This window comes from Marinomonas shanghaiensis (genome assembly GCF_003259175.1).
Classification (GTDB): Bacteria; Pseudomonadota; Gammaproteobacteria; order Pseudomonadales; family Marinomonadaceae; genus Marinomonas; species Marinomonas shanghaiensis.
The window spans coordinates 165,191-189,159 of record NZ_QGOK01000006.1 but is presented as its reverse complement, the minus strand read 5'-3'; the positions used below and the strand labels follow the sequence as shown (position 1 = coordinate 189,159).

Annotated in this window: 26 protein-coding genes; 5 read left to right on the top strand and 21 right to left on the bottom strand. The window is 43.8% G+C overall.

Going from position 1 to position 23,969, the window contains the following annotated elements; all coding sequences use genetic code 11:
* Nucleotides 1-51: 51 nt before the first annotated feature.
* Nucleotides 52-1,776 (bottom strand): single-stranded-DNA-specific exonuclease RecJ, encoded by a 1,725-nt coding sequence (gene recJ, locus DKT73_RS06730; protein ID WP_111637799.1) that lies wholly within the window; start codon nt 1,774-1,776, stop codon nt 52-54.
* A 370-nt stretch (nt 1,777-2,146) separates the two neighbouring features.
* On the opposite strand from recJ, the gene DKT73_RS06725 reads away from it, so the two are divergent.
* The gene (locus DKT73_RS06725; protein ID WP_111637798.1) at nt 2,147-3,382 is read left to right on the top strand and encodes a sugar MFS transporter; all 1,236 of its coding nucleotides are present in this window, start codon (nt 2,147-2,149) and stop codon (nt 3,380-3,382) included.
* Nucleotides 3,383-3,465: 83 nt separating this feature from the next.
* Here the strand turns inward: DKT73_RS06725 and DKT73_RS06720 are convergent, their stop codons facing one another.
* From DKT73_RS06720 to ffh, 10 genes are all read right to left on the bottom strand, one after another.
* Nucleotides 3,466-4,572 (bottom strand): GGDEF domain-containing protein, encoded by a 1,107-nt coding sequence (locus DKT73_RS06720; RefSeq protein WP_111637797.1) that lies wholly within the window; start codon nt 4,570-4,572, stop codon nt 3,466-3,468.
* Nucleotides 4,573-4,693: 121 nt separating this feature from the next.
* Nucleotides 4,694-5,413 carry a 16S rRNA (uracil(1498)-N(3))-methyltransferase gene (locus DKT73_RS06715; RefSeq protein WP_111637796.1) on the bottom strand — a complete coding sequence of 240 codons (720 nt, stop codon included), beginning with the start codon at nt 5,411-5,413 and terminating at the stop codon, nt 4,694-4,696.
* A 106-nt stretch (nt 5,414-5,519) separates the two neighbouring features.
* Nucleotides 5,520-6,905 (bottom strand): threonine synthase, encoded by a 1,386-nt coding sequence (thrC, locus tag DKT73_RS06710; protein WP_111637795.1) that lies wholly within the window; start codon nt 6,903-6,905, stop codon nt 5,520-5,522.
* Between the two features lie 12 nt (nt 6,906-6,917).
* Nucleotides 6,918-8,219, bottom strand: a complete 1,302-nt coding sequence (locus DKT73_RS06705) for a homoserine dehydrogenase (protein WP_111637838.1) — start codon at nt 8,217-8,219, stop codon at nt 6,918-6,920.
* Between the two features lie 173 nt (nt 8,220-8,392).
* Entirely contained in the window at nt 8,393-9,112 is a 720-nt protein-coding gene (locus DKT73_RS06700) for a thioredoxin fold domain-containing protein (protein ID WP_232827803.1), read from the bottom strand.
* A gap of 104 nt (nt 9,113-9,216) precedes the next feature.
* Entirely contained in the window at nt 9,217-9,579 is a 363-nt protein-coding gene (rplS, locus tag DKT73_RS06695) for a 50S ribosomal protein L19 (protein ID WP_111608147.1), read from the bottom strand.
* 69 nt (nt 9,580-9,648) lie between these two features.
* Nucleotides 9,649-10,401: a tRNA (guanosine(37)-N1)-methyltransferase TrmD gene (gene trmD, locus DKT73_RS06690; RefSeq protein WP_111637794.1), complete on the bottom strand. Its 753-nt coding sequence runs from the start codon at nt 10,399-10,401 to the stop codon at nt 9,649-9,651.
* A gap of 22 nt (nt 10,402-10,423) precedes the next feature.
* Nucleotides 10,424-10,969, bottom strand: coding sequence for a ribosome maturation factor RimM (gene rimM / locus DKT73_RS06685; protein WP_111637793.1), 546 nt, complete (start codon nt 10,967-10,969; stop codon nt 10,424-10,426).
* A gap of 15 nt (nt 10,970-10,984) precedes the next feature.
* Nucleotides 10,985-11,233, bottom strand: coding sequence for a 30S ribosomal protein S16 (rpsP, locus tag DKT73_RS06680; RefSeq protein WP_111637792.1), 249 nt, complete (start codon nt 11,231-11,233; stop codon nt 10,985-10,987).
* A 182-nt stretch (nt 11,234-11,415) separates the two neighbouring features.
* The gene (gene ffh / locus DKT73_RS06675; RefSeq protein ID WP_111637791.1) at nt 11,416-12,780 is read right to left on the bottom strand and encodes a signal recognition particle protein; all 1,365 of its coding nucleotides are present in this window, start codon (nt 12,778-12,780) and stop codon (nt 11,416-11,418) included.
* 130 nt (nt 12,781-12,910) lie between these two features.
* On the opposite strand from ffh, the gene DKT73_RS06670 reads away from it, so the two are divergent.
* The 3 genes from DKT73_RS06670 to DKT73_RS06660 all read left to right on the top strand — a co-directional run bounded on the left by DKT73_RS06670 (nt 12,911) and on the right by DKT73_RS06660 (nt 15,573).
* The gene (locus DKT73_RS06670; RefSeq protein ID WP_111637790.1) at nt 12,911-13,678 is read left to right on the top strand and encodes a cytochrome C assembly family protein; all 768 of its coding nucleotides are present in this window, start codon (nt 12,911-12,913) and stop codon (nt 13,676-13,678) included.
* An 82-nt stretch (nt 13,679-13,760) separates the two neighbouring features.
* The gene (locus DKT73_RS06665; RefSeq protein ID WP_111637789.1) at nt 13,761-15,017 is read left to right on the top strand and encodes an HlyC/CorC family transporter; all 1,257 of its coding nucleotides are present in this window, start codon (nt 13,761-13,763) and stop codon (nt 15,015-15,017) included.
* A gap of 10 nt (nt 15,018-15,027) precedes the next feature.
* Complete coding sequence (locus DKT73_RS06660) at nt 15,028-15,573, top strand: NUDIX hydrolase (protein ID WP_111637788.1); 546 nt, start codon at nt 15,028-15,030, stop codon at nt 15,571-15,573.
* Here DKT73_RS06660 and DKT73_RS06655 read toward each other — a convergent pair.
* The 10 genes from DKT73_RS06655 to dinB form a co-directional block, all read right to left on the bottom strand.
* Entirely contained in the window at nt 15,554-15,841 is a 288-nt protein-coding gene (locus DKT73_RS06655; RefSeq protein ID WP_232827802.1) for a YqfO family protein, read from the bottom strand. The two genes, DKT73_RS06660 and DKT73_RS06655, sit on opposite strands and share 20 nt — an antisense overlap.
* 48 nt (nt 15,842-15,889) lie before the next feature.
* On the bottom strand, nt 15,890-16,753 hold the full coding sequence (locus DKT73_RS06650) for a DUF72 domain-containing protein (RefSeq protein WP_111637786.1): 864 nt from the start codon (nt 16,751-16,753) through the stop codon (nt 15,890-15,892).
* A complete protein-coding gene (gene greB, locus DKT73_RS06645; RefSeq protein WP_111637785.1) occupies nt 16,750-17,259 on the bottom strand; it encodes a transcription elongation factor GreB in 510 nt (169 codons plus the stop codon). Before greB ends, DKT73_RS06650 begins: the two co-directional genes overlap by 4 nt.
* 113 nt (nt 17,260-17,372) lie before the next feature.
* Nucleotides 17,373-18,203, bottom strand: coding sequence for a mechanosensitive ion channel family protein (locus DKT73_RS06640; protein ID WP_111637784.1), 831 nt, complete (start codon nt 18,201-18,203; stop codon nt 17,373-17,375).
* 68 nt (nt 18,204-18,271) lie between these two features.
* Nucleotides 18,272-18,643: a hypothetical protein gene (locus DKT73_RS06635; protein ID WP_111637783.1), complete on the bottom strand. Its 372-nt coding sequence runs from the start codon at nt 18,641-18,643 to the stop codon at nt 18,272-18,274.
* The gene (locus DKT73_RS06630; RefSeq protein WP_111637782.1) at nt 18,643-19,101 is read right to left on the bottom strand and encodes a DUF2489 domain-containing protein; all 459 of its coding nucleotides are present in this window, start codon (nt 19,099-19,101) and stop codon (nt 18,643-18,645) included. Before DKT73_RS06630 ends, DKT73_RS06635 begins: the two co-directional genes overlap by 1 nt.
* 125 nt (nt 19,102-19,226) lie before the next feature.
* Complete coding sequence (locus DKT73_RS06625; RefSeq protein ID WP_111637781.1) at nt 19,227-20,030, bottom strand: inositol monophosphatase family protein; 804 nt, start codon at nt 20,028-20,030, stop codon at nt 19,227-19,229.
* A 31-nt stretch (nt 20,031-20,061) separates the two neighbouring features.
* Nucleotides 20,062-20,730, bottom strand: a complete 669-nt coding sequence (locus DKT73_RS06620) for an alpha/beta hydrolase (RefSeq protein ID WP_111637780.1) — start codon at nt 20,728-20,730, stop codon at nt 20,062-20,064.
* 99 nt (nt 20,731-20,829) lie between these two features.
* On the bottom strand, nt 20,830-21,810 hold the full coding sequence (locus DKT73_RS06615; RefSeq protein ID WP_111637779.1) for a hypothetical protein: 981 nt from the start codon (nt 21,808-21,810) through the stop codon (nt 20,830-20,832).
* Between the two features lie 74 nt (nt 21,811-21,884).
* Nucleotides 21,885-22,946 carry a DNA polymerase IV gene (gene dinB / locus DKT73_RS06610; protein ID WP_111637778.1) on the bottom strand — a complete coding sequence of 354 codons (1,062 nt, stop codon included), beginning with the start codon at nt 22,944-22,946 and terminating at the stop codon, nt 21,885-21,887.
* Between the two features lie 396 nt (nt 22,947-23,342).
* Between dinB and DKT73_RS06605 the strand changes: the two genes are divergently transcribed.
* Nucleotides 23,343-23,969: an LPP20 family lipoprotein gene (locus tag DKT73_RS06605; RefSeq protein ID WP_111637777.1), complete on the top strand. Its 627-nt coding sequence runs from the start codon at nt 23,343-23,345 to the stop codon at nt 23,967-23,969.

The window sequence follows — 23,969 nt, the reverse complement described above, 5'->3', positions numbered from 1 at the left end:
GCAGTGCCAACACCAATTTGTTAAGCAAAAGGAAGAATCCCCTCTTTTCTTTTAAGCGGGCTCTAAATAGTCTACCAACAACTGTAGATTACGCTGACCACGAAATTCATTCACATCCAACTTATAAACCAAACGTGCCTGCGTCGCCTTATCATTGGGCCACTGATCTAAATCGACAAAAAAGCTGATTGCGTCCAACAAAAGTCCGCTGTTTGGTTCACGCACCATGAGTTTTAAATGTTTTTCACCCACAATACGCTGCTGCAAAATATCAAACACACCATCAAAACACGGCTCGGGGAACATCTGTCCCCACGGCCCAGATAAACGAACTTGTTCTGCAAAACTCAGACTAAAATCTTCCGGTGCCAGCGGTCCATCGGTGAACAATGTCGCCTCTAATTGTGCAGGCGTTACCCACTCTGTAATAATGGCATCAAACGCTAAACAAAAAGCTTCATAATGAGACTCTTTAATGGACATGCCCGCGGCCATTGCATGACCACCAAACTTGCTTAACAGTTGAGGATAACGTTTGGCTAATAAATCCAACGCATCGCGAATATGAACTCCGGGGATGGAACGGGCGGAACCTTTTAACTCATCTTCACCCACTCGTGCAAACGCGATAACAGGACGATGGCATTTGTCTTTCATTCGCGACGCTAAAATACCAATCACACCTTGATGCCAGTCCGCATCATAAAAGCACATCCCATTGGGCATCTCTTGCTCTTCATCTAACAAAGACACCAGCACTAACTCGGCCTGTTCTTTCATATCAGACTCAATCGCTTTGCGCTCCCGATTGAACTGATCTAACTGCTGTGCATAATCACGCGCTTGATGCGGATGAACCGCCAGCAAGCATTCAATACCGATCGACATATCATCAAGACGACCTGCGGCGTTCAGTCTTGGCCCAACCACAAAACCTAAGTCTGATGCTTTTAACTGGGTATAATCACGACGCCCCACTTCTAATAAGGCAAGAATCCCTGGACGCGCCAACCCTGCCTGAATCCGCTTGATGCCTTGCTGAACCAAAATACGATTGTTGGCATCTAAAGGCACCACATCTGCCACGGTCCCCAATGCAACCAAATCCAAATAATCGGCCATTTTTGGCTCTGGAATATGCTGCTCATTAAACCAATTGCGGCGGTTTAGCTCGGCCCTTAGTGCCGACATAACATAAAAAATCACCCCCACCCCAGCTAGGTTTTTACTTGGAAAACCACAGTTGGGATGGTTGGGATTGACTATGGCATCAGCGTTTGGCAAGGCATCGCCAGGCAAATGGTGATCCGTCACCACCACTTTCATGCCGTAATTTTTTGCCACCTGTACACCTTCGATACTGGCAATGCCGTTATCGACAGTCACTAACACATCCGGTGACCGTGCTTGAGCCACTTCCACTATCTCAGGCGTCAGTCCATAACCAAACTCAAACCGGTTTGGCACCAAATACTCAGGTGCAATAGCGCCCATCGCTTCTAACGCCAATATTCCTAAACTGGTACTGGTTGCCCCATCCGCATCAAAGTCACCAACAATCAAAATCTTTTGCCCAGCAACGATGGCATCGGCCAGTATTTTTGCCGCATTCGTTAAGTCAAATAAAGCATCCGGTCTTAGCAGGTGTGGTAAACGATAGTCTAGCTGAGTAACGGACACCACATCACGGGACAAAAAGACACGCTGCAAGGTCGCAGACATGGTGGAAGGGAAGTCATGTGGTTTCGCAGGGACAGTTCGGCGTTCAATACGCATATCAATCTCAAAATAGGAATTAGCAGATAACCCAAGAATAACACGAAAATGATCCCTGACGTGTGACTCGCACCTGCCTAGAATAAGATACAAAAAGAGACATGCTTCACGAAACAGTCAATCCGATAAAAATAAACCGTATAAAAATCAAACAGATAAAACTTTAAGCTTTGTTACATTAGCAATAGAAAAGAGAGACTTTCTTACAAAACCAAGGCAAAAAAGGAATATTCTAGACTATCATCTTTCACACCAATAGCTGACCAGAAAGTTAAGATGTTCAGTGCTATGATGCGGCACTTTTTTGACTTGAATAAATATTCCAAAGATAAAAATTACGTCTCACTCGTTTGAACTGATCGGAAAAAATATGAAAAACCATTCAACCGCAACGAATAAGCCACAGTCAAACCAACGGTTTGCTTTGATCGCCTTAACATCATTGTTTTTTATGTGGGGGTTTATTACGTCACTCAATGATATTTTGATCCCTCATTTAAAAGGGGTATTCGATCTTAACTACACACAAGCTATGATGATCCAAATGTGCTTTTTCGGCGCTTACTTTATCGTCTCTATCCCAGCCGGTAACCTAGTGAAAAAAGTCGGTTTCCAGCGAGGTATAGGCATAGGTCTGATGATTGCCGCTGCTGGCTGTCTGCTTTTTATCGCAGCAGCAAAAGCACAAGAGTACAGTATATTCTTGGCCGCATTATTTATTTTGGCAGCAGGAATAACCATCCTTCAGGTCGCAGCAAACCCTCTAGTCACTGTGATGGGACCGACAGAAACCGCATCAAGCCGCTTAACACTCTCTCAAGCTTTTAATGCATTGGGAACAACCGTCGCGCCTATCGTTGGTGGCGCTCTTTTGTTTACAGTCGCAGGTCAATATGAAACAAAAGCTCAAGAAGCAGAAAGCGTGATCATTCCTTATATTGGTTTGGCTATTTTGCTGGTGCTTTTGGCCGCTATTTTCACCAAAATCCACCTTCCGACACCGTCAAATATAGAAGAAGATACTACGGAAGCACCCAGTGCCAGTATTCTCAAGCACCGTCATCTTGTTTTAGGCACTCTTGCTATCTTTATGTACGTCGGTGCAGAAGTGGCCATTGGCAGTCTGTTGGTGAATTTCTTCGGACTCGACAATATTGCAGGACTTGCAGAAATGGAGGCGGCGCATTACGTGGCTTATTATTGGGGAGGAGCCATGGTGGGACGCTTTATTGGTGCCGCCCTAATGCAGCGTATCTCTGCGGGGACACTACTATCCTTTAACGCCCTAGCGGCAATTGCACTAATTACCAGCGCCATATTAAACGATGGCCATATTGCTATGTGGTCTATCTTATTAGTTGGTCTCTTCAACTCTATTATGTTCCCGACCATCTTTAGCCTTGCTTTGAAAGACCTTGGTCCACAAACCAGTCGTGGTTCCGGCTTGCTTTGCCTTGCCATCGTTGGTGGTGCCATATTGCCAGTCTTGCAAGGATTGATTGCAGACTCGATAGGCCTACAAATTTCATTTATTCTGCCTATCATTTGCTACGTCTACATCGCCTATTACGGTGTGATTGGTTCTAAACCCGCACTAACAAAATAACGCAATTAAATTCCAAAGCCCTTATGCTCTTCATAAGGGCTTTTTAACAAAGCCGTTCTTGCAGGCCCCCCCTCATAGAGAGATTAATTTCTCCGGGTTTGATTACGCCCTGCACGTTTTGCATGGTACAAACGTCCATCGGCCAGCGTAATCGCCTCGCGTAATGTCGTCGACTCATTCATAGTGGCAATACCAAAACTAAGAGTCATACGAAATTTATGATCCGAATAAACAAACTCATGCTCTTCTATTTTATGTCGAATCAATTCAGCCAATGTATAAGCCTCCTGTTCACTGCAATCACAAACAGCGATTAAGAATTCCTCTCCCCCCCAACGAGACGCGAGACCTTTTTCAGGAAGCGATGTTTGAATAAGATTCGCCAACTCAACCAGTGCGTAATCCCCAACATCATGACCATATTCGTCGTTGATTCGCTTAAAAAAGTCGACATCAGCCAGAAGTAAATGAAAACTAGAGTAAGAACTCGCCTCCAAACGCTGCAGCATGCCTCTTCGATTCAATAGTTCCGTCACAGGATCTCGATAGGCTACGAGTTTTAACTTAGCCGAGGTTTCTTTCAATTCCTGATTAAAACGAGACATGGAGTATTCGTATATCCCAGACAGAAAAACCACCACGATAAACGAAAACAGAATTCTGGATTTTAAACTAGGGTCATAACCAAAATCATCAAAGTGGCTATTAGTGAAAAACATGGTAATAATGAGAGCCAGTGTAAAAAAAACCAGCTCTATTAAGCCTTTTTTCATTCCATGCAAAAACAAAGCAACAGCGGGAACGCAATAAATCCAAACATGCCCAGTTCCCTTTACCCCACCGGTATAGACAAGGTAAATCATCAAAATGTACAGAGGATAAATAACAAAATTACCCGATAAGGCGTGATTATGAGTACGACGCAAATACAGATGATTAACCGTATACAATAAGGCTATCAATAATAAGAAACTGCCCAAAATAGGCTTTCTTTCGTAGAGGGCAACAATACCTAAAGGAAGGGTAAAAAGAACACCCACTGAGGCGAACAAATTAATAATAAATACTCGACGAATATCTTCGGAAAAAATATCGTCAGTTGTCCCTACGTAGAAAAAAGTCAGCCAAGAAGGTTTGGCTTTATTTTTAAGCGTATTTTCAGCTTTCAATTCATCTAATTTGTTCGTCATGCATACTCTCCGACCCAGCGGCTCTAAGTCGTATATGGCTCATATGCCCCCAATCCTACACCAAAGTATTCAATAGCTCCCCTAATAATATCTTTGCTTTACAAATAACAACATTTGATTTTTAAGCCGGATACAAGCGTGATAATAAAACTGGGACCACGGTTTCAACTTTTAGAATCCTATCGCCTAGATGAACCGATTCCATTCCTGCTTCATGCCATTTGCTCACTTCAAATTCATTCCACCCCCCTTCCGGTCCCAGTGCCAATACAGAGGGTTGCTGTATATCGACAGGACATCGCTTAGCCAGATAGGGATGCGCTAACAAACCAATCTTCCCTTTTAAAATACTAGGGAGTTGATCTTCAACAAACGGTCTAAACCTAGGAATCAGAGACCAATTTGGCATCACAGTATCTTTCGCTTGCTCAAGACCTTCTATTAAACACTGCTGAATCGATTCCGTTTGCAAGACAGGGCTTTGCCAGTAACTTTTTTCCACTTTTGCCGAATGGATAAGATATAAATCCTTCACTCCCATCGCGGTCACATTTTGTAAAGTTCGCTTCAACATATTGGGCCTTGGTAAAGCCATCACCAATACCATTGGCAAAGGCTCTGGCGGCAATAAAAATACGTTTAATGAATGAATATAACCCGCTCGATCTTGGCTTGGTGGCTCATATATACCTTCTCCTATTTTTCCATTTAGTATGCCAACACGCAGCACATCACCTTGTTTCGCTTTGATCACCGTTGATATATGGGTTTGTTGGCGCTCAGTCAGCCCATAGAAACCGTCGGCAAGAGTATTGTTAGAATCAAGTAAAATAATATTCATAGGAAAGGCACAAAAAGAGAAAGTGAAAGCAAAACAAAAAGAAACGGCCAATCTTTGATTGGCCGTTTTTCATCTAAATAGATTATAGACAATTTACTGTCTATAACTAGATTTTTTCCGCAACAAAGGCCTGAACATCGCTCAAGCTATTATCTAGCACGGCATAAGATTCTTCTCGCTCGAAAAGATCTTTCATGTGCTCAGGCAACATTGGTGTTTCGCAACCCGCTTTTTCAACCGCTTCTGGAAATTTCACTGGATGAGCCGTCGCTAAAGTAATCATAGGGACAGACTGATCTTTCCAGCAATGACGAGCCGCTTCAAGACCAATCGCGGTATGCGGATCAAGCAGGTATTGTGTCTTAGCAAACACATCGGCAATCACTTCGCAGGTTTTCTGGTCATCGACTTTGTAACTGTCAAAATTCGCTTTTACAAAAGACCAAGCTTGATCGTTTAACGACACATCGCCTTTATTAAAACGCGCCATCAAATCATCAATTGCCGCGCCATCACGAACATGAGCATCAAACAACAAACGCTCAAAGTTACTAGACACCATGATATCCATACTTGGAGACAAGGTGACATTTAAAGACTGGCGACTCATGTCATTTTCAGCAATCACACGATGCAAAATGTCGTTTTGGTTGGTTGCAACCACCAACTGATCAATGGGCAAACCCATTTTCTTCGCCAAATAACCCGCAAAGATATCGCCAAAGTTCCCCGTCGGTACAGAAAAAGACACTTTACGATGCGGCGCGCCCACAGCCAAGGCAGAAGAGAAGTAGTAAACGATCTGAGCCATGATACGGGCCCAGTTAATTGAGTTAACCGCCCCTAATTTAGCGCCCTTCAAGAAAGACTGATCGGCAAAGCTGGATTTCACCATACTTTGACAATCATCAAAGTTACCTTTTACAGCGATATTAAATACATTATCGTCAATCACCGTGGTCATCTGACGACGTTGTACTTCTGAAACACGCTGGTAAGGGTGCAAGATAAAAATATTCAGATGCTCTGAATGACGGCAACCTTCAATCGCGGCCGAACCAGTGTCACCAGATGTGGCGCCTAGGATAACCAGCTTTTCTTTACGCTCAGACAGAACATAATCCATCAGACGACCAAGTAACTGTAAAGCAAAGTCTTTAAACGCTAAAGTTGGACCACGGAATAATTCCAGAATCCATTCGTTATTACCCACTTGAACCATGGGTGCAATGGCGCTGTGGTTAAAACCTGCGTAAGCATCATTGATCATGGTTTTAAAAGCATCCGCCGGAATATCACCTTCCACAAAAGGCCACATCACCTTAAAGGCAAGCTCTTGGTAGCTTAGCTTCGCCCAAGAAGCGATCTCTTCTTTACTGTAATGAGGCAAAGTTTCTGGCACATACAAGCCACCGTCATTCGCCAAACCAGCCAATAAGACATCACCAAAAGAAAGCGCTGGCGCTTTTCCACGAGTCGAAATGTATTTCATAGTTGCTCTCTCTTACGCCAAGTTTTCAACACGGATTCGTTGCACAGTCCCCGCGACATCTGGCAAGGCTTCAATCGCTGCAATTGCCGCATTCATATTGCGCTCTTTGACATCATGCGTCATCACCACCAAAGGCACTAGCTCACTGCCTTCACGTTCGCGTTGAATAAGAGACTCTATACTGATGTCATTCATTGACAAAATTTGGGTGATATTCGCCAACACACCCGCACGGTCTTTAATCGTCATATTCAAGAAGAAACCACATTCAATTTCTTCTACAGATAAAATTTGCATACTAGACAACGAGTCTGCTTGGAACGCTAAATGAGGCACTCGATTAGTAGGGTCTGCCGTTAAAGCGCGAGCCACATCAATCACATCAGCAATGACAGAAGAGCCTGTCGGTAATGCACCCGCACCCGCACCATAAGTCAAAGTCGGGCCAACAACATCACCTTGAACCATAATGGCATTCATCACGCCATTCACATTAGCAAGCAATTGTTTACGAGAAATCAGGGTAGGATGAACACGCAGCTCAATACCAGCCTTAGTACGACGCGCAATGCCAAGGTGCTTAATCGCGTAGCCCAACTGATGAGCAAACTCTATGTCCTCCGATGTAATCCGACTGATACCTTCCGTGTAAGTTTTCTCAAACTGTAAGGGAATACCAAAGGCAATGGAGGCCAAAATTGTCAATTTATGCGCCGCATCTATTCCTTCAATGTCGAAGGTAGGGTCTGCTTCTGCGTAACCCAGTGCTTGTGCTTCTGCTAACACTTCACCGAAATTTCGATTTTTTTCACTCATCTCAGTTAAGATGAAATTGCCTGTGCCATTGATAATACCTGCTAACCATTCAATTCGATTAGCAGACAAGCCTTCGCGCAGCGTTTTAATAATCGGGATACCACCGGCGACAGCGGCTTCAAACGCGACAATAACGCCCTTTTCTTGGGCTTTCGCAAAAATCTCGTTACCATGCTCTGCGATAAGTGCTTTGTTGGCTGTTACGACATGCTTGCCATTAGCAATAGCGGTCAGAACCAGCTCTTTCGCAACAGAGGTACCACCAATCAACTCTAAAACAATATCGATCTCTGGGTTATTGACCACGTCGAAAATATCACGGGTAACGTTTACTCCAGTCGTATCGCACGAGTCATTATCACGACGCGCACCAACTTGCTCGATCACAATACTACGACCAACACGACGAGTAATTTCTTCTGCATTATTACGCAAAATATTAAAACTACCGGATCCTACTGTCCCCAGCCCACAAATTCCGACTTTTACCGGTTTCAAAACAATACCCCACAGAGATAATTTAATTTTTATAGGACACTTAGTTGACGCAAAAAAAGGTGTTTGTGCCTGCTTAAGTGACAAACTGATTTATTATAACGCCTGTAATTTTCAAACCCAACGTAGAAACAGCTGAAGAACACTCATGTTTAGTGAAATATTTTGCGATAAGACTATAACCCAAGCTCTTTAACCAACTCGGCCGCTGGTAAATACCCTGGTAGGAATGAGCCATTATCTAACACAATACTCGGCGTACCTCGCACTCCCACTTCATTACCTAGTTTATACTGATCCGCAACCGGGTTAACACATTTGTTTTCAGGAATTTCTGTCCCTAACTTAACCTGAGTTAGCCACTCTTTCGGGTCTGCCGAACACCAAATACTCACCATTTTACGATAAGCTTCCGAGCCGATCCCAGCTCTTGGATACGCTAAGTAGCGAACCGTTACCCCAGCCTCATTTAACTTTGGTACTTCTTTGTGAAGCATTCGACAATAACCACAATCGACATCAGTGAAAACAGTAATATGTGCTTTCTCATTCTTAGCCTTATAAACAATCATTTGAGACTCTGGAAGTGCCTCAATCTTGGTTAATTTTGCTTTTTCTGTGACGTTTTCAAGTTTGGTATTGTCTATACGGTACAAATCCCCGGCGACAAAATATTTTCCGTCTTGCGTGACATGTAAAGTCGGGCCATTTTTTAAAACAACAACGTACAACCCTGCTTCCTGATGCAACTCAGCACTTTCAACCTCATATTGAGGTAAAGCGGCCTGAACGGATGATAAAACGGACGATTGATCTGCAAACAGGGAGTTTGATAACGACAACAAAAACACACTCATTGCAGTAACGAGAAAAGAAGTACGAAAAGACTTCGTCATGGAGAACCTCAAAGACATGATAAATAGTCTCTATTAGGCCATAGCTAGGTAGGTTAGTTCCATAAAAAAAGGCGACTCGCGTCGCCTTTTTTAAATAAGAAAAATTAACGCTTAGCCAATTTTTCTTTGATACGTGCAGATTTACCAGAACGCTCGCGTAGGTAGTAGATCTTAGCTTGACGCACGTCACCGCGGCGTTTAACTTCGATGCTTTCAACCAAAGGGCTGTACGTTTGGAAAGCACGCTCAACACCAACACCGCTAGAAATTTTACGAACGGTAAATGCTGAGTTAAGACCACGGTTACGCTTAGAGATTACAATGCCTTCATAGGCCTGTAGACGCTCGCGTGAACCTTCTTTAACTTTAACTTGAACAACAATAGTGTCGCCAGGACCGAAGGCTGGGACTTCTTTTGTCATTTGTTCAGCTTCTAACTGCTGAATCAGTTTAGTTTTATTACTCATGGATGTGACTCCTAATGATATGGTTTCTTATCAGCATGAAGGTTCTTCTTTCTGATAAGCTCGCAATTCCTACTCTGCCGAGGTTGAATCTTCAGTTTCGCGAATAAACTCTTCTAACAGCAACTGCTGTTCCTTGTCCAACTCAAGGTTCTGCAGAAGGTCTGGCCGGCGCTCAAAAGTTCTTCCGAGCTTTTGCTTTAAACGCCAGCGTCTAATCTCCTCGTGGTTGCCACTAAGCAGCACCGATGGCACAGGTTCACCATTTAGCACTTCTGGACGAGTATAATGCGGACAATCCAACAAACCATCAGAGAATGAATCTTCATCCGCAGACGCTTGCTTTCCCAATACTCCTGGCACCATACGAAATACAGCATCCATGAGTACCATTGCCGGCAACTCACCACCACTTAGGACAAAGTCGCCAATGGACCATTCTTCATCAATCTCAGACTGAATCAAACGCTCATCAACGCCTTCATAACGACCTGCTACCAGAATAAATTCTGCTTGTTTAGCAAGTTGTTGCACGCCTTCTTGCGTTAGCGTACGCCCCTGAGGGGATAGATAAATAACTTTTGCATTGGGCACCGATAATCTGGCACTCGCAATCGCATCTTTGAGAGGCTGAACTTTCATCAGCATCCCTGGACCACCACCATAAGGACGATCATCAACAGTCTTATGTCTGTCGTGTGTAAAATCGCGGGGATTAAAAAAATCCACCTCAACCAACCCAGACTTAATGGCTCTGCCTGTTACTCCATACTGGGTAATGGCCTGAAACATTTCCGGAAAGAGCGATATAACGCTAACCTTCACGTTGTGACCTCAGCTTATCGGTTTAAAATTCTGGATCCCAATCAACCACCATTTCCTGCTGCTCTAAATCAATGTTTAAAACATAAGTTCCTGGGGCATAAGGAATCAATCGCTCTTCACGATCAAAGCTACCTTCACACGCGCGGACAACAATCACATCATTCGCACCCGTTTCCATAAGTTGAGAAATCTTCCCTAAGAGGACACCCTCTTTGGTAATAACCCTCAGTCCTTCCAGTTGGCTCCAGTAATAATCACCTTCTTCCAATTCTGGTAGTTCTGCCGCATCGATATAAACGTCCATACCGCAGATATCTTTTACTTGATCTCTGTCGTTATAACCTTTTACTGATGCCACCAAACCTCGCCCTTGCAAGCGACCTTGGCTTAATTCTACGGTCTTCCACCCACTAGGGGTTTTCAACCACCAATGCTTGTAATCAAAGATCCCTTGCATTGGATCGGTGTGCGAATATAACTTCACCCACCCTTTAACACCATAAACTGATGTAATGCGTCCAACCACAAGGGCTTGCTCTGGAGCGGCCGCTTGTTTTAATTCAGACATAGCACTACCTCAGTATTAAGCGTTTTTACCAGCTTCTTTAACAAGCTGAGCTGCACGATCAGAAAGTTGAGCGCCTTGGCTAACCCAATGATTTACGCGATCTAGATCGATGCGTAAACGTTCTTCTTGACCACGAGCAACAGGGTTAAAGAAACCCAAACGCTCGATATAACGACCATCACGAGCACGACGGCTATCAGCCACGTTCAAATGATAGAATGGGCGCTTTTTAGAGCCACCACGAGAAAGACGAATAGTTACCATATGATTGGTTCCTTATTGCTTAACGAAACACCTCTTGCCGAGTCGAATTTTTGACTCATACTACAAGAAGGCGGCATATTCTAGTCGATAAACTAGAAAAACAAAAGGGCGATTTACTCGCCCCAACACTTTAATTGAAAGTTTTTTAACAACCCTCAATAAAAACAACCAAATAACGCTCGTTATTTAGGAAAACCACCGCCGCCAGGCATCATTCCGCCTAATCCGCGCATCATTTTTTGCATGCCGCCCTTAGCACTAAACTTTTTCATCATCTTTTGCATCTGCTTATGCTGCTTCAGCAAACGATTCAAATCTTGGATTTGCAATCCTGCCCCTGTTGAAATACGTTTCTTACGAGAACCATTAATAACATCAGGGTTGCGTCGCTCGGCTGGCGTCATAGAGTTAATAAGCGCCTCCATTTGAACGAACATCTTATCATTCACCTTGTCTTGGATATTACCTAACTGCCCCATACCTGGCAGTTTATCCAACATAGAGCTCATGCCGCCCATGTTTTTCATTTGCTGAAGCTGCTCTTTGAAATCTTCTAAATCAAAGCCTTTGCCTTTTTTCAGCTTACCAGCAAGCTTCTCTGCTTTCTCTTTATCGATTTTTTGCTCTGCTTCCTCTATTAAGGAAAGCATATCCCCCATACCAAGGATACGAGACGCTAAACGATCAGGATGGAAAGGCTCTAACGCATCGGTTTTTTCCCCCACACCCAAAAACTTGATCGGTTTACCCGTGATATGACGAACGGATAAGGCCGCACCACCACGCGCGTCACCGTCAGTCTTAGTCAGGATCACACCAGTAAGCGGTAATACATCACCAAAAGCTTTGGCTGTATTCGCCGCATCTTGCCCCGTCATCGCATCTACGACGAACAGGGTTTCTATAGGGTTTACTGCCGCATGCAAGGCCTTAATTTCTGCCATCATGTCTTCATCTATAGCAAGACGACCAGCAGTATCGATAATCAAAACATCTTTATGCGCTTTTTTGGCATAATCAATAGCATGGTTAACGATATCAATAGGCTTTTGTGATAAGTCACTTGGAATGAAGTCAACACCCACTTCACCCGCTAGCGTTTCAAGCTGCTTGATAGCGGCTGGACGATAGATATCCGCACTGACTACCGAAACTGACTTTTTCTCACGCTCTTTTAAGTATTTTGCTAATTTTGCCGCAGACGTGGTTTTACCCGCCCCTTGCAAACCCGCCAACAAAATAATAGCAGGACGTGCCACCCGAAGGTTAAGGCCATCATTAGCCTGCCCCATGACACTCTCAAGCTCCTGCTTAACAATTTTCAGGAAGACTTGACCAGGACTCAGACTTTTTGAAACTTCCGTCCCTATCGCACGCGCTTTAACCGCAGCAATAAAATCTTTTACGACAGGCAAAGCAACGTCAGCCTCAAGCAGTGCCATACGCACTTCGCGCAACACTTCTTGTATGTTGTCTTCAGTTAATTTTGCTCGACCTCGAATACGATCAAGCGAGGAAGTTAAGCGATTCGATAAATTGTCGAACATATTTGCCCTCAAATTTTGGCTCTAAATGGAAAAAACCTACGGTTTCAGTTTATCCAAGGTGAAATTGTCTCTATTATAACGGATAAATGATTATCACCCTATACCTTTACCCTGCGGAACCTTTAGTTTCATGACTCAATTATCGCTTTGGCTTGCTTGTATCGCTTGTTTAGTTGCTGGCACAGCGTACTATTTACGTCCAAGAAATCGCTCCACTCAGTATATTGGGGCGCTTGCCATTGCAATGCACACTTTTTCACTCACCCAATTGCTGCTCAGTAGAGACGGTTTTAATTTTTTAACCATTGGGCTGTTGATTGCATTAATCGGAAACAGCTTACTGTGGTTCAGCAATCGCGACAAAGATTTGTCCTTACTACTTGGGACTGCTTTTCCTCTAGGCTCTGTCATTATTGCCTTAAATGCCATCGAACCTTGGAATTTAACACCCTTACACAGTAACTCTTGGGGAACAAGTGCCCACATCCTGATCGCATCCGTCGCTTATAGCTTATTTACCACAGCATGCGGTGTGGGAATATTACTTTCAATACAAGAGTATCAATTAAAGCACCACAAGCTAAAGCAACTACTGAGAGTACCACCACTACAAGTATTAGAGCGCTTGATGTTTGAATTCATTTGGGCCGCTTTCATCTTCCTCACGGTTACGATTTTGACAGGCTTTTACTTTATTGAAGACATGTTTGCTCAACACCTTGTCCACAAAACTTTTTTCACCATTGCTTCTTGGTTTGTGTTTGCTGGACTATTACTAGGAAGATACATCGCCGGGTGGCGCGGTCAATTGGCGGTAAAACTCACTTTGAGCGGCTTTTTCCTGCTGATGCTTGGCTATTTTGGTAGCCAAATAGTTCTGCAGATTTTATTGCCTTGATAAACAAAGGCACAAAGTCGTTTGACACTAAGATCCTAAATACGAATAATCCTGTTATCTACATAACTGAGGCGATCCCTTTTTGAACGATATCCCCTTAAGTGTTCTTGGTGGAACACTTTTCTGTCTAATCATACTGTCCGCTTTCTTTTCAAGCTCTGAAACAGGGATGCTGTCGTTAAACAAATATCGACTGAAGCATCTTGTGAAGAGTAAGAATCGCTCGGCAATGAAAGTAAGCTCCTTGCTAGAACGTCCGGATAGACTCATTGGCGTTATATTAATTGGCAATAACTTTGTAAACATCTTGTCTTCCGCCATCGCCACCATTATTGCTGTTCGCCTTTGGGGAGATGCGGGTGTCGCCATAGCAACAGGCGCACTCACCATGGTGATCTTGATTTTTGCAGAGGTCACACCCAAAACCCTGGCCGCCATACACCCTGAAAAGATTGCGTTTCCCGCTTCATGGGTACTGTCTGTTTTATTAAAGGCACTGTATCCACTTGTCTTTGTTGTAAATACGCTATCTAACGGTCTTTTACGGATGATTGGTGTCAATGCCTCTCAAAAAAACCATGACACGTTAGACTCTGAAGAATTAAGAACCGTCGTAAACGAGGCAAGCGGCTTAATACCCGCTGCTCACCAAGAAATGCTTTTGTCTATTTTAGATCTAGAAAAAGTGTCTGTTGAAGACATCATGATTCCTAAAAACGAAGTCGTCGGCATAGACCTTGAAGACACGATAGAAGAAATTATCGAACAAATTTGTCAGAGCAGACACACCCGTATGCCTGTCTACAATGGTGAAATAAACAAAATCATCGGCATACTGCACGCACGACATGCAGCCATGTTTCTGCGTGATCCAACCCCCTCTAAAGCCGCTTTATTAAAAGCAACAGTTGAGCCTTATTTCATCCCAGAAAGTACGTCATTGAACACGGTATTGCTCAATTTTCAGAAAGATCACCAACAAATGGGCATCGTGGTGGATGAATATGGAGATGTGCAAGGTATTGCCGCCCTAGAAGACGTGCTTGAAGAAATTGTGGGAGAGTTTACGCCACCGACTCAGGACGAAGAAGAAGAGATACAGACTCTCGATGATGGCTCTTTCAGAATAGAGGGTTCAACCCATATTCGAGAAATCAACAAAACTCTTAATTGGCATTTGCCCACCAATGGTCCAAAAACGTTAAATGGTCTAATCATTGAGACCTTGGAGTTCATTCCAGAGCACCCAATTAGTTTATGGGTTGGGCATTACATGATTGAAATCCAGGAAATCGAAGACAAAGTGGTCAAATACGCCAAACTTCAATTAAAGCGTTAAGGAAAGTTCAATGAGATACTGCCCGCAATGCGGTCACGCTGTAAATATGACCATCCCTACTGGGGACAATAGGCTACGTGCGGTATGCCCAAGTTGCGAGTATATCGACTACGATAACCCAAGGCTCATTACCGGCACGATCCCCCTCTATCAGGGCAAGGTTTTATTGTGCCGAAGAAACATTGAGCCACGCCTAGGTTTTTGGACACTGCCTGCTGGTTTTATGGAAAACCAAGAGACCACCAGTGAAGGTGCGCTGCGAGAAACACTGGAAGAAAGCGGCTCAAAAGCCATATGCAAACAAGCGTTTAGCATGATTAGCATTCCAAGAATCAATCAGGTTCATCTTTTTTATATCGCAGAGTTAGAGAAAGCCGATTTCCACGTCACGGAAGAAAGCTCTGAGGTGGCATTGTTTGAACTACATGATATACCGTGGGATGAGCTAGCTTTTAGCAGCGTTAGTAAAACGCTTGAATTTTTCATAGAAGACCATAAAAGCGGTCATTATGGTTTTCACGAAGACAGTATTCATTTCAATACTGTGTCGAAATAAAATGATAAGCCACTTCTTCATAAGGATGTGCAGACAATAAAGCGTTTTGCACATTCGCCTTGACGTCCTCTTTCAATACCATTTCCACACGATATTCTTCAACACACTCCATTTCGTTTATCTTTCCAAGAAAAGGCGTTGCACCTTTAAGCGGCCTAAACTGACCTCGCCCCTTCACTTGCCAGCAACAAGAATCATAGTCCCCCATTGAACCAGCGCCAGCCAAAAAGACGGCCTGCTTAACGAGCTCTAAATGAGATTCAGGCACATAAAATACCAACACATACTGCTACTTACTCCATGATGATCAAAAATACTACCAAAGACTCGCTTGCTCCTGACTTTGTGGCAAAACCAAGCCCCCTTGATAACCAGGCACTAACGCACGAACCTTTGCGTCTAATTGTGCCGCCAGAGTAGGCGCCGCAATATTATCCGAAGAATGCACAAACACACTGGGCGTCAACCCAGCAGATACCCATTGTGACAACTTAACCGCCCACTGATCTAGCCAAACATTATTTCGCGGTAAATCCGGATGACCAATAAAGCGTACGACAGGATGATTTGCCGTAGCGATAGGATGACAAGGCACTCTTGGCTTTTTCTTCTGCGCATCAACCAGACTTTCACAATACGCCGGCGTTGAAAAAATTGGCCTCGAGTCCATCACCACACGATTTACATGACGATTGGACAAGCTGGCTAAAAAACGCGGCTCCGTTTGGCTTTTATCAAAATAAGCAAGATTACGCACCTCTACAGACAAGGGCGTAGGCAAGCTCCACATATCACACAACGCCAAAATAGTGTCTAACGCGCGCTCATCACATACCGCTGGAAACTGCAGCATAGTGGGCCCAAGCTTACTCTGCAAAGGCTGTAAAGAGCGCATAAAATCAAGCCAATCTTGTTGCACATCGCGCCAAGGACGCTCTAACAATCGATGAGTCACCGTTTGAGGCGCTTTGAAGCTAAATGTAAAGTCATCCGCAACAGACTCATACCAACGCAATAACTGAGCATCATCGACTTTAGTATAAAAAGTGCTGCCTACTTCAACCGTTGAAAACACTTGAGAATATCGGCCAATTCTCTCCCCTGTCGGTAAAGAAGCGGGATAAAGCCAATTCACCCAAGCTGGATGTTGCCACTGCGCCATGCCGTAATAAATAGTCATGCGGTTACTTGTCGATACTCAACAGTATCAATAAGATAGGTTTTCTCTCCACCGGCAAGACGAATAACCACTTCATCCCCTTCTTGTTTTTTAAGCAAAGCTCTAGCCACCGGAGAATCAATACTAATATAGTTTGGGTTATGGTCCAGCTCATCTGGTCCTACAATTCGATACTCTTTCATGTTTCCCGCTTCATCTTCCAGTGTCACCCAAGCACCAAAAAACACACGTTCCTGATCGCTAGGAAAACGATCCACAACCGTACAAACGTCTAAACGCTTTTCAAGATAACGTACCCTACGATCAATTTCACGCAGCTGCTTTTTGCCATAGATGTATTCCGCATTTTCAGAACGATCACCTTGTGCGGCCGCTTCGCGAACCGTTTCAGTCACAGCAGGACGCTTTTCTTTCCATAAATATTTCAGTTCAGCAAGCAGAGCCTGAGCTCCTTCTTGAGTAATATAAGCGGATTTTGGCGGTGAAGGGGGACGATATCGACTCATTATTTGCAGCCTTATTAATTAATAAAAAACAGCAGTAGAAACAAAAATGCCGCCAGCGGTTACTTGGCGGCATTGCGTACGTTATAGCGCTCAGAAAGTAACGCTATAAAAACTTAAGATTCTTGCTTATGAACATGAACATCCATTTGTGGGTATGGAATGCCAACACCACGCTCATCAAAAGTATATTTGATTTTCTCCAGCAGGTCCGCTCGAACAGCCCAATAATCCCCGGAAGCGACCCAAGGGCGAAGGAAAAAGTTCACTGAACTATCGGCCAACTCAGACACGGCGATCAAGCATTTAGGATCTTTCAGGATACGCTCGTCGGCATTAACGATGTCTTCCATAATCTGCTTTGCTAAACGGATATCAGCGTCGTAACTGATGCCAATAACAAGATCGAGACGACGAGTCGCTTCCCGTGAAAAGTTTACAATTGAACCATCCATGATCGACGAATTAGGCATAATAATAACGCGATTATCGGGTGTTTTAAGGTAAGTATGAAACAACTCTATACGATTTACTGTTCCCATTTGACCGCCAGCATCAATAAAATCACCGGAACGGAACGGACGCAATAAAATAATGAGCACACCTGAAGCAAAGTTAGACAAAGAGCCTTGTAAAGCCAAGCCAACCGCTAAACCGGCCGCACCAAGAATGGCAATAAAAGAGGTGGTTTCAACGCCAATTTGCCCCAACGCCATCAGAGCCACACCTGCGAACATTAAGGCGTATAAAATGCTTGATGCAAACCCCGCCACAGCCTGGTCAACAGAGGCTTTAAGCAAACGATTCTCACACCAATGAGACACTTTAGCGGCCACAAATTTGCCCACAAAAAACACCACAAGACCAATTGATAGATTAATTGCCGTATCTACCAACCAAGGCATCCACTCAGATCCCTGTTCAAATAACGCCTCTAATTCATTCATAATGCTTAACCTTATGCTCTTCCATTTTTGAAATTAAACCCTTTTTCACGACAACCGTGCCAAGGACCTCATACTAAATAGTGTGCCTTATGCTGCCACTCATCCAATAACAACTCCAGCTGCGACAACCCTCGTTTGTTAAAAGACACACAACGCTGACCATTTATCAGTTGTGTTCCTTTTATTCCAAACTCATCGATCAACAAACACTGCTCTCTTAGCTCATCAAGCGCATCATCGTCTCTGACCGTCATGCCAATAAAAGCGTGCCACTCATATTCAGGCAAAGTACCTTGTATTGCTCTTTTAAGCAAAGCCAGGCACTGCTCATGAGTTAATCTATAATAAGGTACTTTCGATTGATGACGAATAAAAAACAACACTAATACAAGCAGCAACAAAAACAAGAAAACGATTGAAAACAGTAGCTGAACCCACATTATTTGAAATCATAAGCCATGAGGGATGTTTTCGCTCGCAACAAATGCTCGGCGTATTCAGTTTCATATCCGTCCATTTCAAGTCGGAATTTCATCTTCGCAGATTTAGGCAAGTTACCCCATTGCTCGTGAGTTGGAATATGCTGCGTTTTTTCAGCCACAATATAAAAAGCGGAAATAGCCTCGTGTTCCGATAAATCCTCACTTAACTGGTCCAATAAATGTTTTATCCGAATACTGGCTTCAATCCAATTCACCTCATCCGTGCCAGCCACACTGAGCAACACCCTAATGCTGTCGATTCTCTTTTGACGTTCTTCTAGGAAACGAGCTTCCCCTGCCTTTACCTTCTCCTCGCGAATTTTATTTAATTGCAGCTGATGTCGAATAAACCAAAGTGAAGCCACAATGACAACCAATGCACACAACAACATAATCAAAAAAGCAGTAAAAGACATAATCAATCCAATCAATAAATAGTAATCAAACAAAAGTCAAAACCATCACAACATGAGGGCATATTTCTGACTATTGTCATCGCGTCCCCGTAAGCATAATCAGCCAACCTCTTGGCTCACTTTTCTCAACCTATCAAAATGAGAAGCTCTTCAAACAAATCAGGCGTCGATACCATCAACCCCTCACCGTTAACCACCTCTGGCCAAGCCGAGGTTGCTGGCAAATAATGCCCCACAGTGGCCCCAGCCTCTTCTGCTATCAAGACACCCGCCGCCATATCCCAAGGCTTCACACTTTCAAAGTAAGCATCCAAGCGCCCTGCCGCAACCCAACACAAATCCAGTGCAGCCGAACCATTGCGTCGAACATCCTGACAATGGTGCAGAATGCGTGATACGCGCTCAATAATCGGAAGCAAGGCTGTTTTTTGATAAGGAAACCCTGTGGCCACTAACGCCTTGCGTAATTGCTGTCCACCTGAAACCGACAAAGACTGTCCATTACAAAAAGCCCCCGAGCCTTTTAAAGCCCAAAAACATTCCTCTAAAAATGGCGCATTGACGACACCCAAAATACGTTCATTACCCACATAAAGACCAATGGAAACAGCCACATGATGATGCCCATGCGCAAAATTCACCGTACCATCAATGGGATCAATCACCCACACAGGTACCTCTTCAGCAATGGCATTCAAGTCCATATGAGGAGACGACTCCTCCGAGAGAATAGAATGCTCAGGGTAATGCTCACGAATCTGACCACAAATAAACTGATCGACTGCGATATCCGTCGAAGTCACCAACTCATGATCCATTTTATAATCACGTACGACATTCGAATTTTTTCGCGCGTCAACCATCATAGCGCCCGCTTTTAGCGCAATATTTTTCGCAAACTCTAGCCATTCGGTATGGTTATTGGACACAAGCAACTCCTAATATTTCTTACTTATGGCACTAAGCCAATACAGTATTTAGCCAATGAGAGATATCTTGTACTTGCTCAGGGCAAACTGAATGGGGCATGTCATACGTCTGGTAGGAAACAGCATACCCTTTGGACACAAGGCAGTCTCTTGCTTGAACCGCTAAAACAGGAGCGACCACTGGATCTTGCAAACCATGATGAATCATAATAGGAGTCAGGCCATTTGGACTGATACTCGCCTCCACTACCTCATCCCCCTTTACCAAGTAAGTAGACAATGCCAAAACACCAGCCAAAACATGCTGAGATTGAAGGGCGGTTTGATAAGCGATAACGCCACCTTGCGAAAAACCCGCCAAAACGATTCGATTTGGCGCAATACCTTGATCTATTTGATCCTGTATAAGCTGCTCTATTTGAGAGCGAGACTCTGCAATATTGGCCATATCCACTTTTCGCTCTAAGCTCATTTCATAGATATCGTACCAAGCTCGCATCATCATCCCTCCGTTGACTGTAACAGGTCGACGAGGCGCATGAGGGAAAACAAAACGTGCTTTTAAAGTGGGCAACAAAGATAAGGCAGGAACCAAAGACTCAAAATCATGACCATCCGACCCAAGACCATGCAACCAGATAATCGCCGCATCAGGCTGATCGTGTGTTTCAACAAGAACAGATGGCAATAAATCAGTCATTTTTAACACTCCAAAAAAATAGGCTACCGCAATTTGCCATAGCCTATCATATTGCCATTTGTCACTCGACCATCATCTGAATTTAATAAAGTGCTGAATCTAATGCTCTAAAGGAAAGCGCATCTCCACAACCTCTTGATCTTTATTCAATCGAAACAAGACATCAGCCCGTTCTGGCATTACCGCTAACATGTGTCGAGTCAGCCTTTCGTAATACTGCATAAAGCCCCTCAACTCATCTGAAGACATCACTTTTAAGTCAATGGTATCCAATAACACACCGTGTATGTCATGAAGATGACGCTCCAGCACTCGCTCTTGCTTATTTCGCCAACCATAAACGACATCATAACTAGGGGCTTGCATCCAGACCATTAAGTCTATTTTAGCAAACAGTTTTTTATAATCTTCCTTTAACAGCTGGTTGACCTTGTTACGCCACAAACAATCGGCATCCATATTCGCTTCCAGCGCATTCATTGGGTGCTGTATATCGCCTCGCATCGGTGGCGCCCCCACACACCAGCCCTCAAACAAAACGACATCAACCGGACCTTTCACCTCCTGCCACAAATGTACTGGCTTACGATCATCGACCGATTTATCAAAACAAGGAAATTTCATCACCTCGCCGTCCTTCAAATGCTTCAATCTTTCAAAAAGCAACAAAGCCAGACTCACATCATGCGTTCCCGGCACGCCTCGCACTGAAAACATAGAAGCCGTTTGGCTCGCAAATTTAAGCCGCTCATGACGCGTACTGTATAAATCGTCTAAACTGAGCACGATGCAATTTAAATCGAACCCTTTATTTAGTATTCGACTAATGACGTTGCAAAAAGTCGTTTTACCACAGCCTTGGGTACCACCGAGCCCAACAACGAGAGGCCCACGACCCACACGAGTCTTATCATTTAACCAACTAGCAAAAGGTAAATACAGACGATCTAACAAATCCACTAAGGACGGATCAGCATACAAGCGCCCCAACGTTTGCTCCACTTCAAATCTCAATCTCTGAGATAATGGCCCCGGCACATTCAAGTTTGCTTTGTTCAACTTATCCTCTTGTCTAAACATAACAACCCCTCCACACTATTCATCACTTCAGTATAGTAAAGTCGTAGAAAGTTGGTCATTATTTGTTCAACAAATTATTCAAAAGGTAAAAGTAACTGATGAGGCTCAGGGGGAGACAAGCGATACCCAACACCAATCAAACGCACAGGACGACTACATCGAGAATAAGCCAACTCCAGTAAGGTCAAAAAAATGGATTCGGATAATGCGCTTTTAATGGGCTGCTCAATGGTCGTTTGCTTAAAATTATCAAACTTTATTTTTAAATAATATTTACTCAACTGCGCTTCCAAACATCGACCTGCCATGCGTCCCGCCAATTCCGCTAAAAGCGTCGGCATAACGGCTTGGCAGGCTGCTAAACCCCGTAAATCAGTCGAAAATGTATGCTCCACAGAGATGCTTTTCCTCTCTCTTGACGTCATAACCGGACGATTGTCGATGCCTAAAGCAAACTGAGAGAGTCGAAACGCCATGCTGCCAAAATGCTTTTGTAACAAAGCAAAATCCAATTGTTGTAAATCGGCGCAGGTAAACACGCCTAACGATGCCAATTTTTCTTGGGCCACCCGACCGATTCCCGAAATAAATTTCACTGGAATCGAGGAAACAAACTCAAACTGCTTTTCCGGTGTGACAACCGTTAAACCATCCGGCTTATCCCAATCACTGGCTACTTTAGCAATAAACTTATTAGTCGCCACTCCGGCAGAAACGGTAATGCCTATTTCAGCCAATATCCTACAACGTATTTCTTCGGCGATACGCGTCGCACTGCCTTGAAAATCATGACTATCCGTCACATCAAGGTAAGCCTCATCTAACGATAACGGCTCAATAATAGGCGTAAATTCTCGAAAAATAGCCTGCATTTGAGTCGATGCTTCTCGGTATTTACTCATGTCGCCAGGAAGAACCAGCAAGGTAGGACACAAACGCATTGCTACCGATGTCGGCATAGCTGAACGCACACCATAACCACGAGCCACATAATTTGCCGTTGATAAGACACCACGGCCATTAGCCGCACCACCTACAGCAATAGGAAGGTCACGCAATCTAGGGTTATCGCGCATCTCTATTGCCGCGTAAAAGCAATCGGCATCTATATGAATAATCTTGCGATTTAATGACATAACACCAAAATTAACTGTATAAAAAAACAGTATATTCCATCTTAGCCCACCATTCACCTAGCAAATAAAAATGTAAAGTTTCTTCTCGAAAAAACCGCCTCAACGTAAAATCTTCGATACAACCCAAAAAACACACATAAAAAACAAATTCGCTATGTAAAACATAGAAAAAAAGCATTTTTAGACAAGCAAACATGGACGCTAGAGCCTAAAATGGTTTACATTTTGTTGATCAAACTCACAATATTGAAAAGCCGACAGACATCCAAACATACTCTGACCAATGGTGACTTGTGACACTGAGTTACTCTGCAACGATTGGATAATGAGTCCTCGGTTTTTCAGCAACAGATAAAAGTCTTAATAAGGCTTACATTCAAAGACAAAGGGCACACCATGACACTACCATTTAAAATGATTTTAATCGCCATAGGTGCAATAACGCTTGCTGGTTGTCAAAATCTTAATCAACAAACCGCAAATGGGCAGCCTTGTACGACGGTTGCGCCTTGTAATGGCAATGTTGTGGGAAGCCAATCGAATCCGTACACACAAAATGGAGCGGTCAACACCAACAATACGGTTTTCGTTGTCAAGCAAGAGCCTATTATTGTCACCGCAACAGGCTACGCAGCCATGATGACCAGTAAGCGCCTAACACAATCTCAAGCTCGCATTATGACAATGCGAAGCTCCATGTTGGACGCCTACAGAAACTTGTCAGAACGGGTTTACGGTCTAAAAATCGATGGTGCAAGCTCGCTTAGCAACATGGTCATGCAAAATGATGAATTGAGAACCTATGTTGACGCCTATCTGGTCGGTGCCAAAGTCGTCTCTCAAAGAGAACATGAGGATGGCACATTTGAAACCGTGGTAGAAATGGCACTGCAAGAAAACTTTCGTCAATGTGTAAGCTCTAACAATGTACAAGCAGACCCAAATTGCAAAGTACAACCAGGCTATCGCGCTATCAATGTTCAAACGGCGACTCCGACAACCAATTTTTACAGTATTGAATAA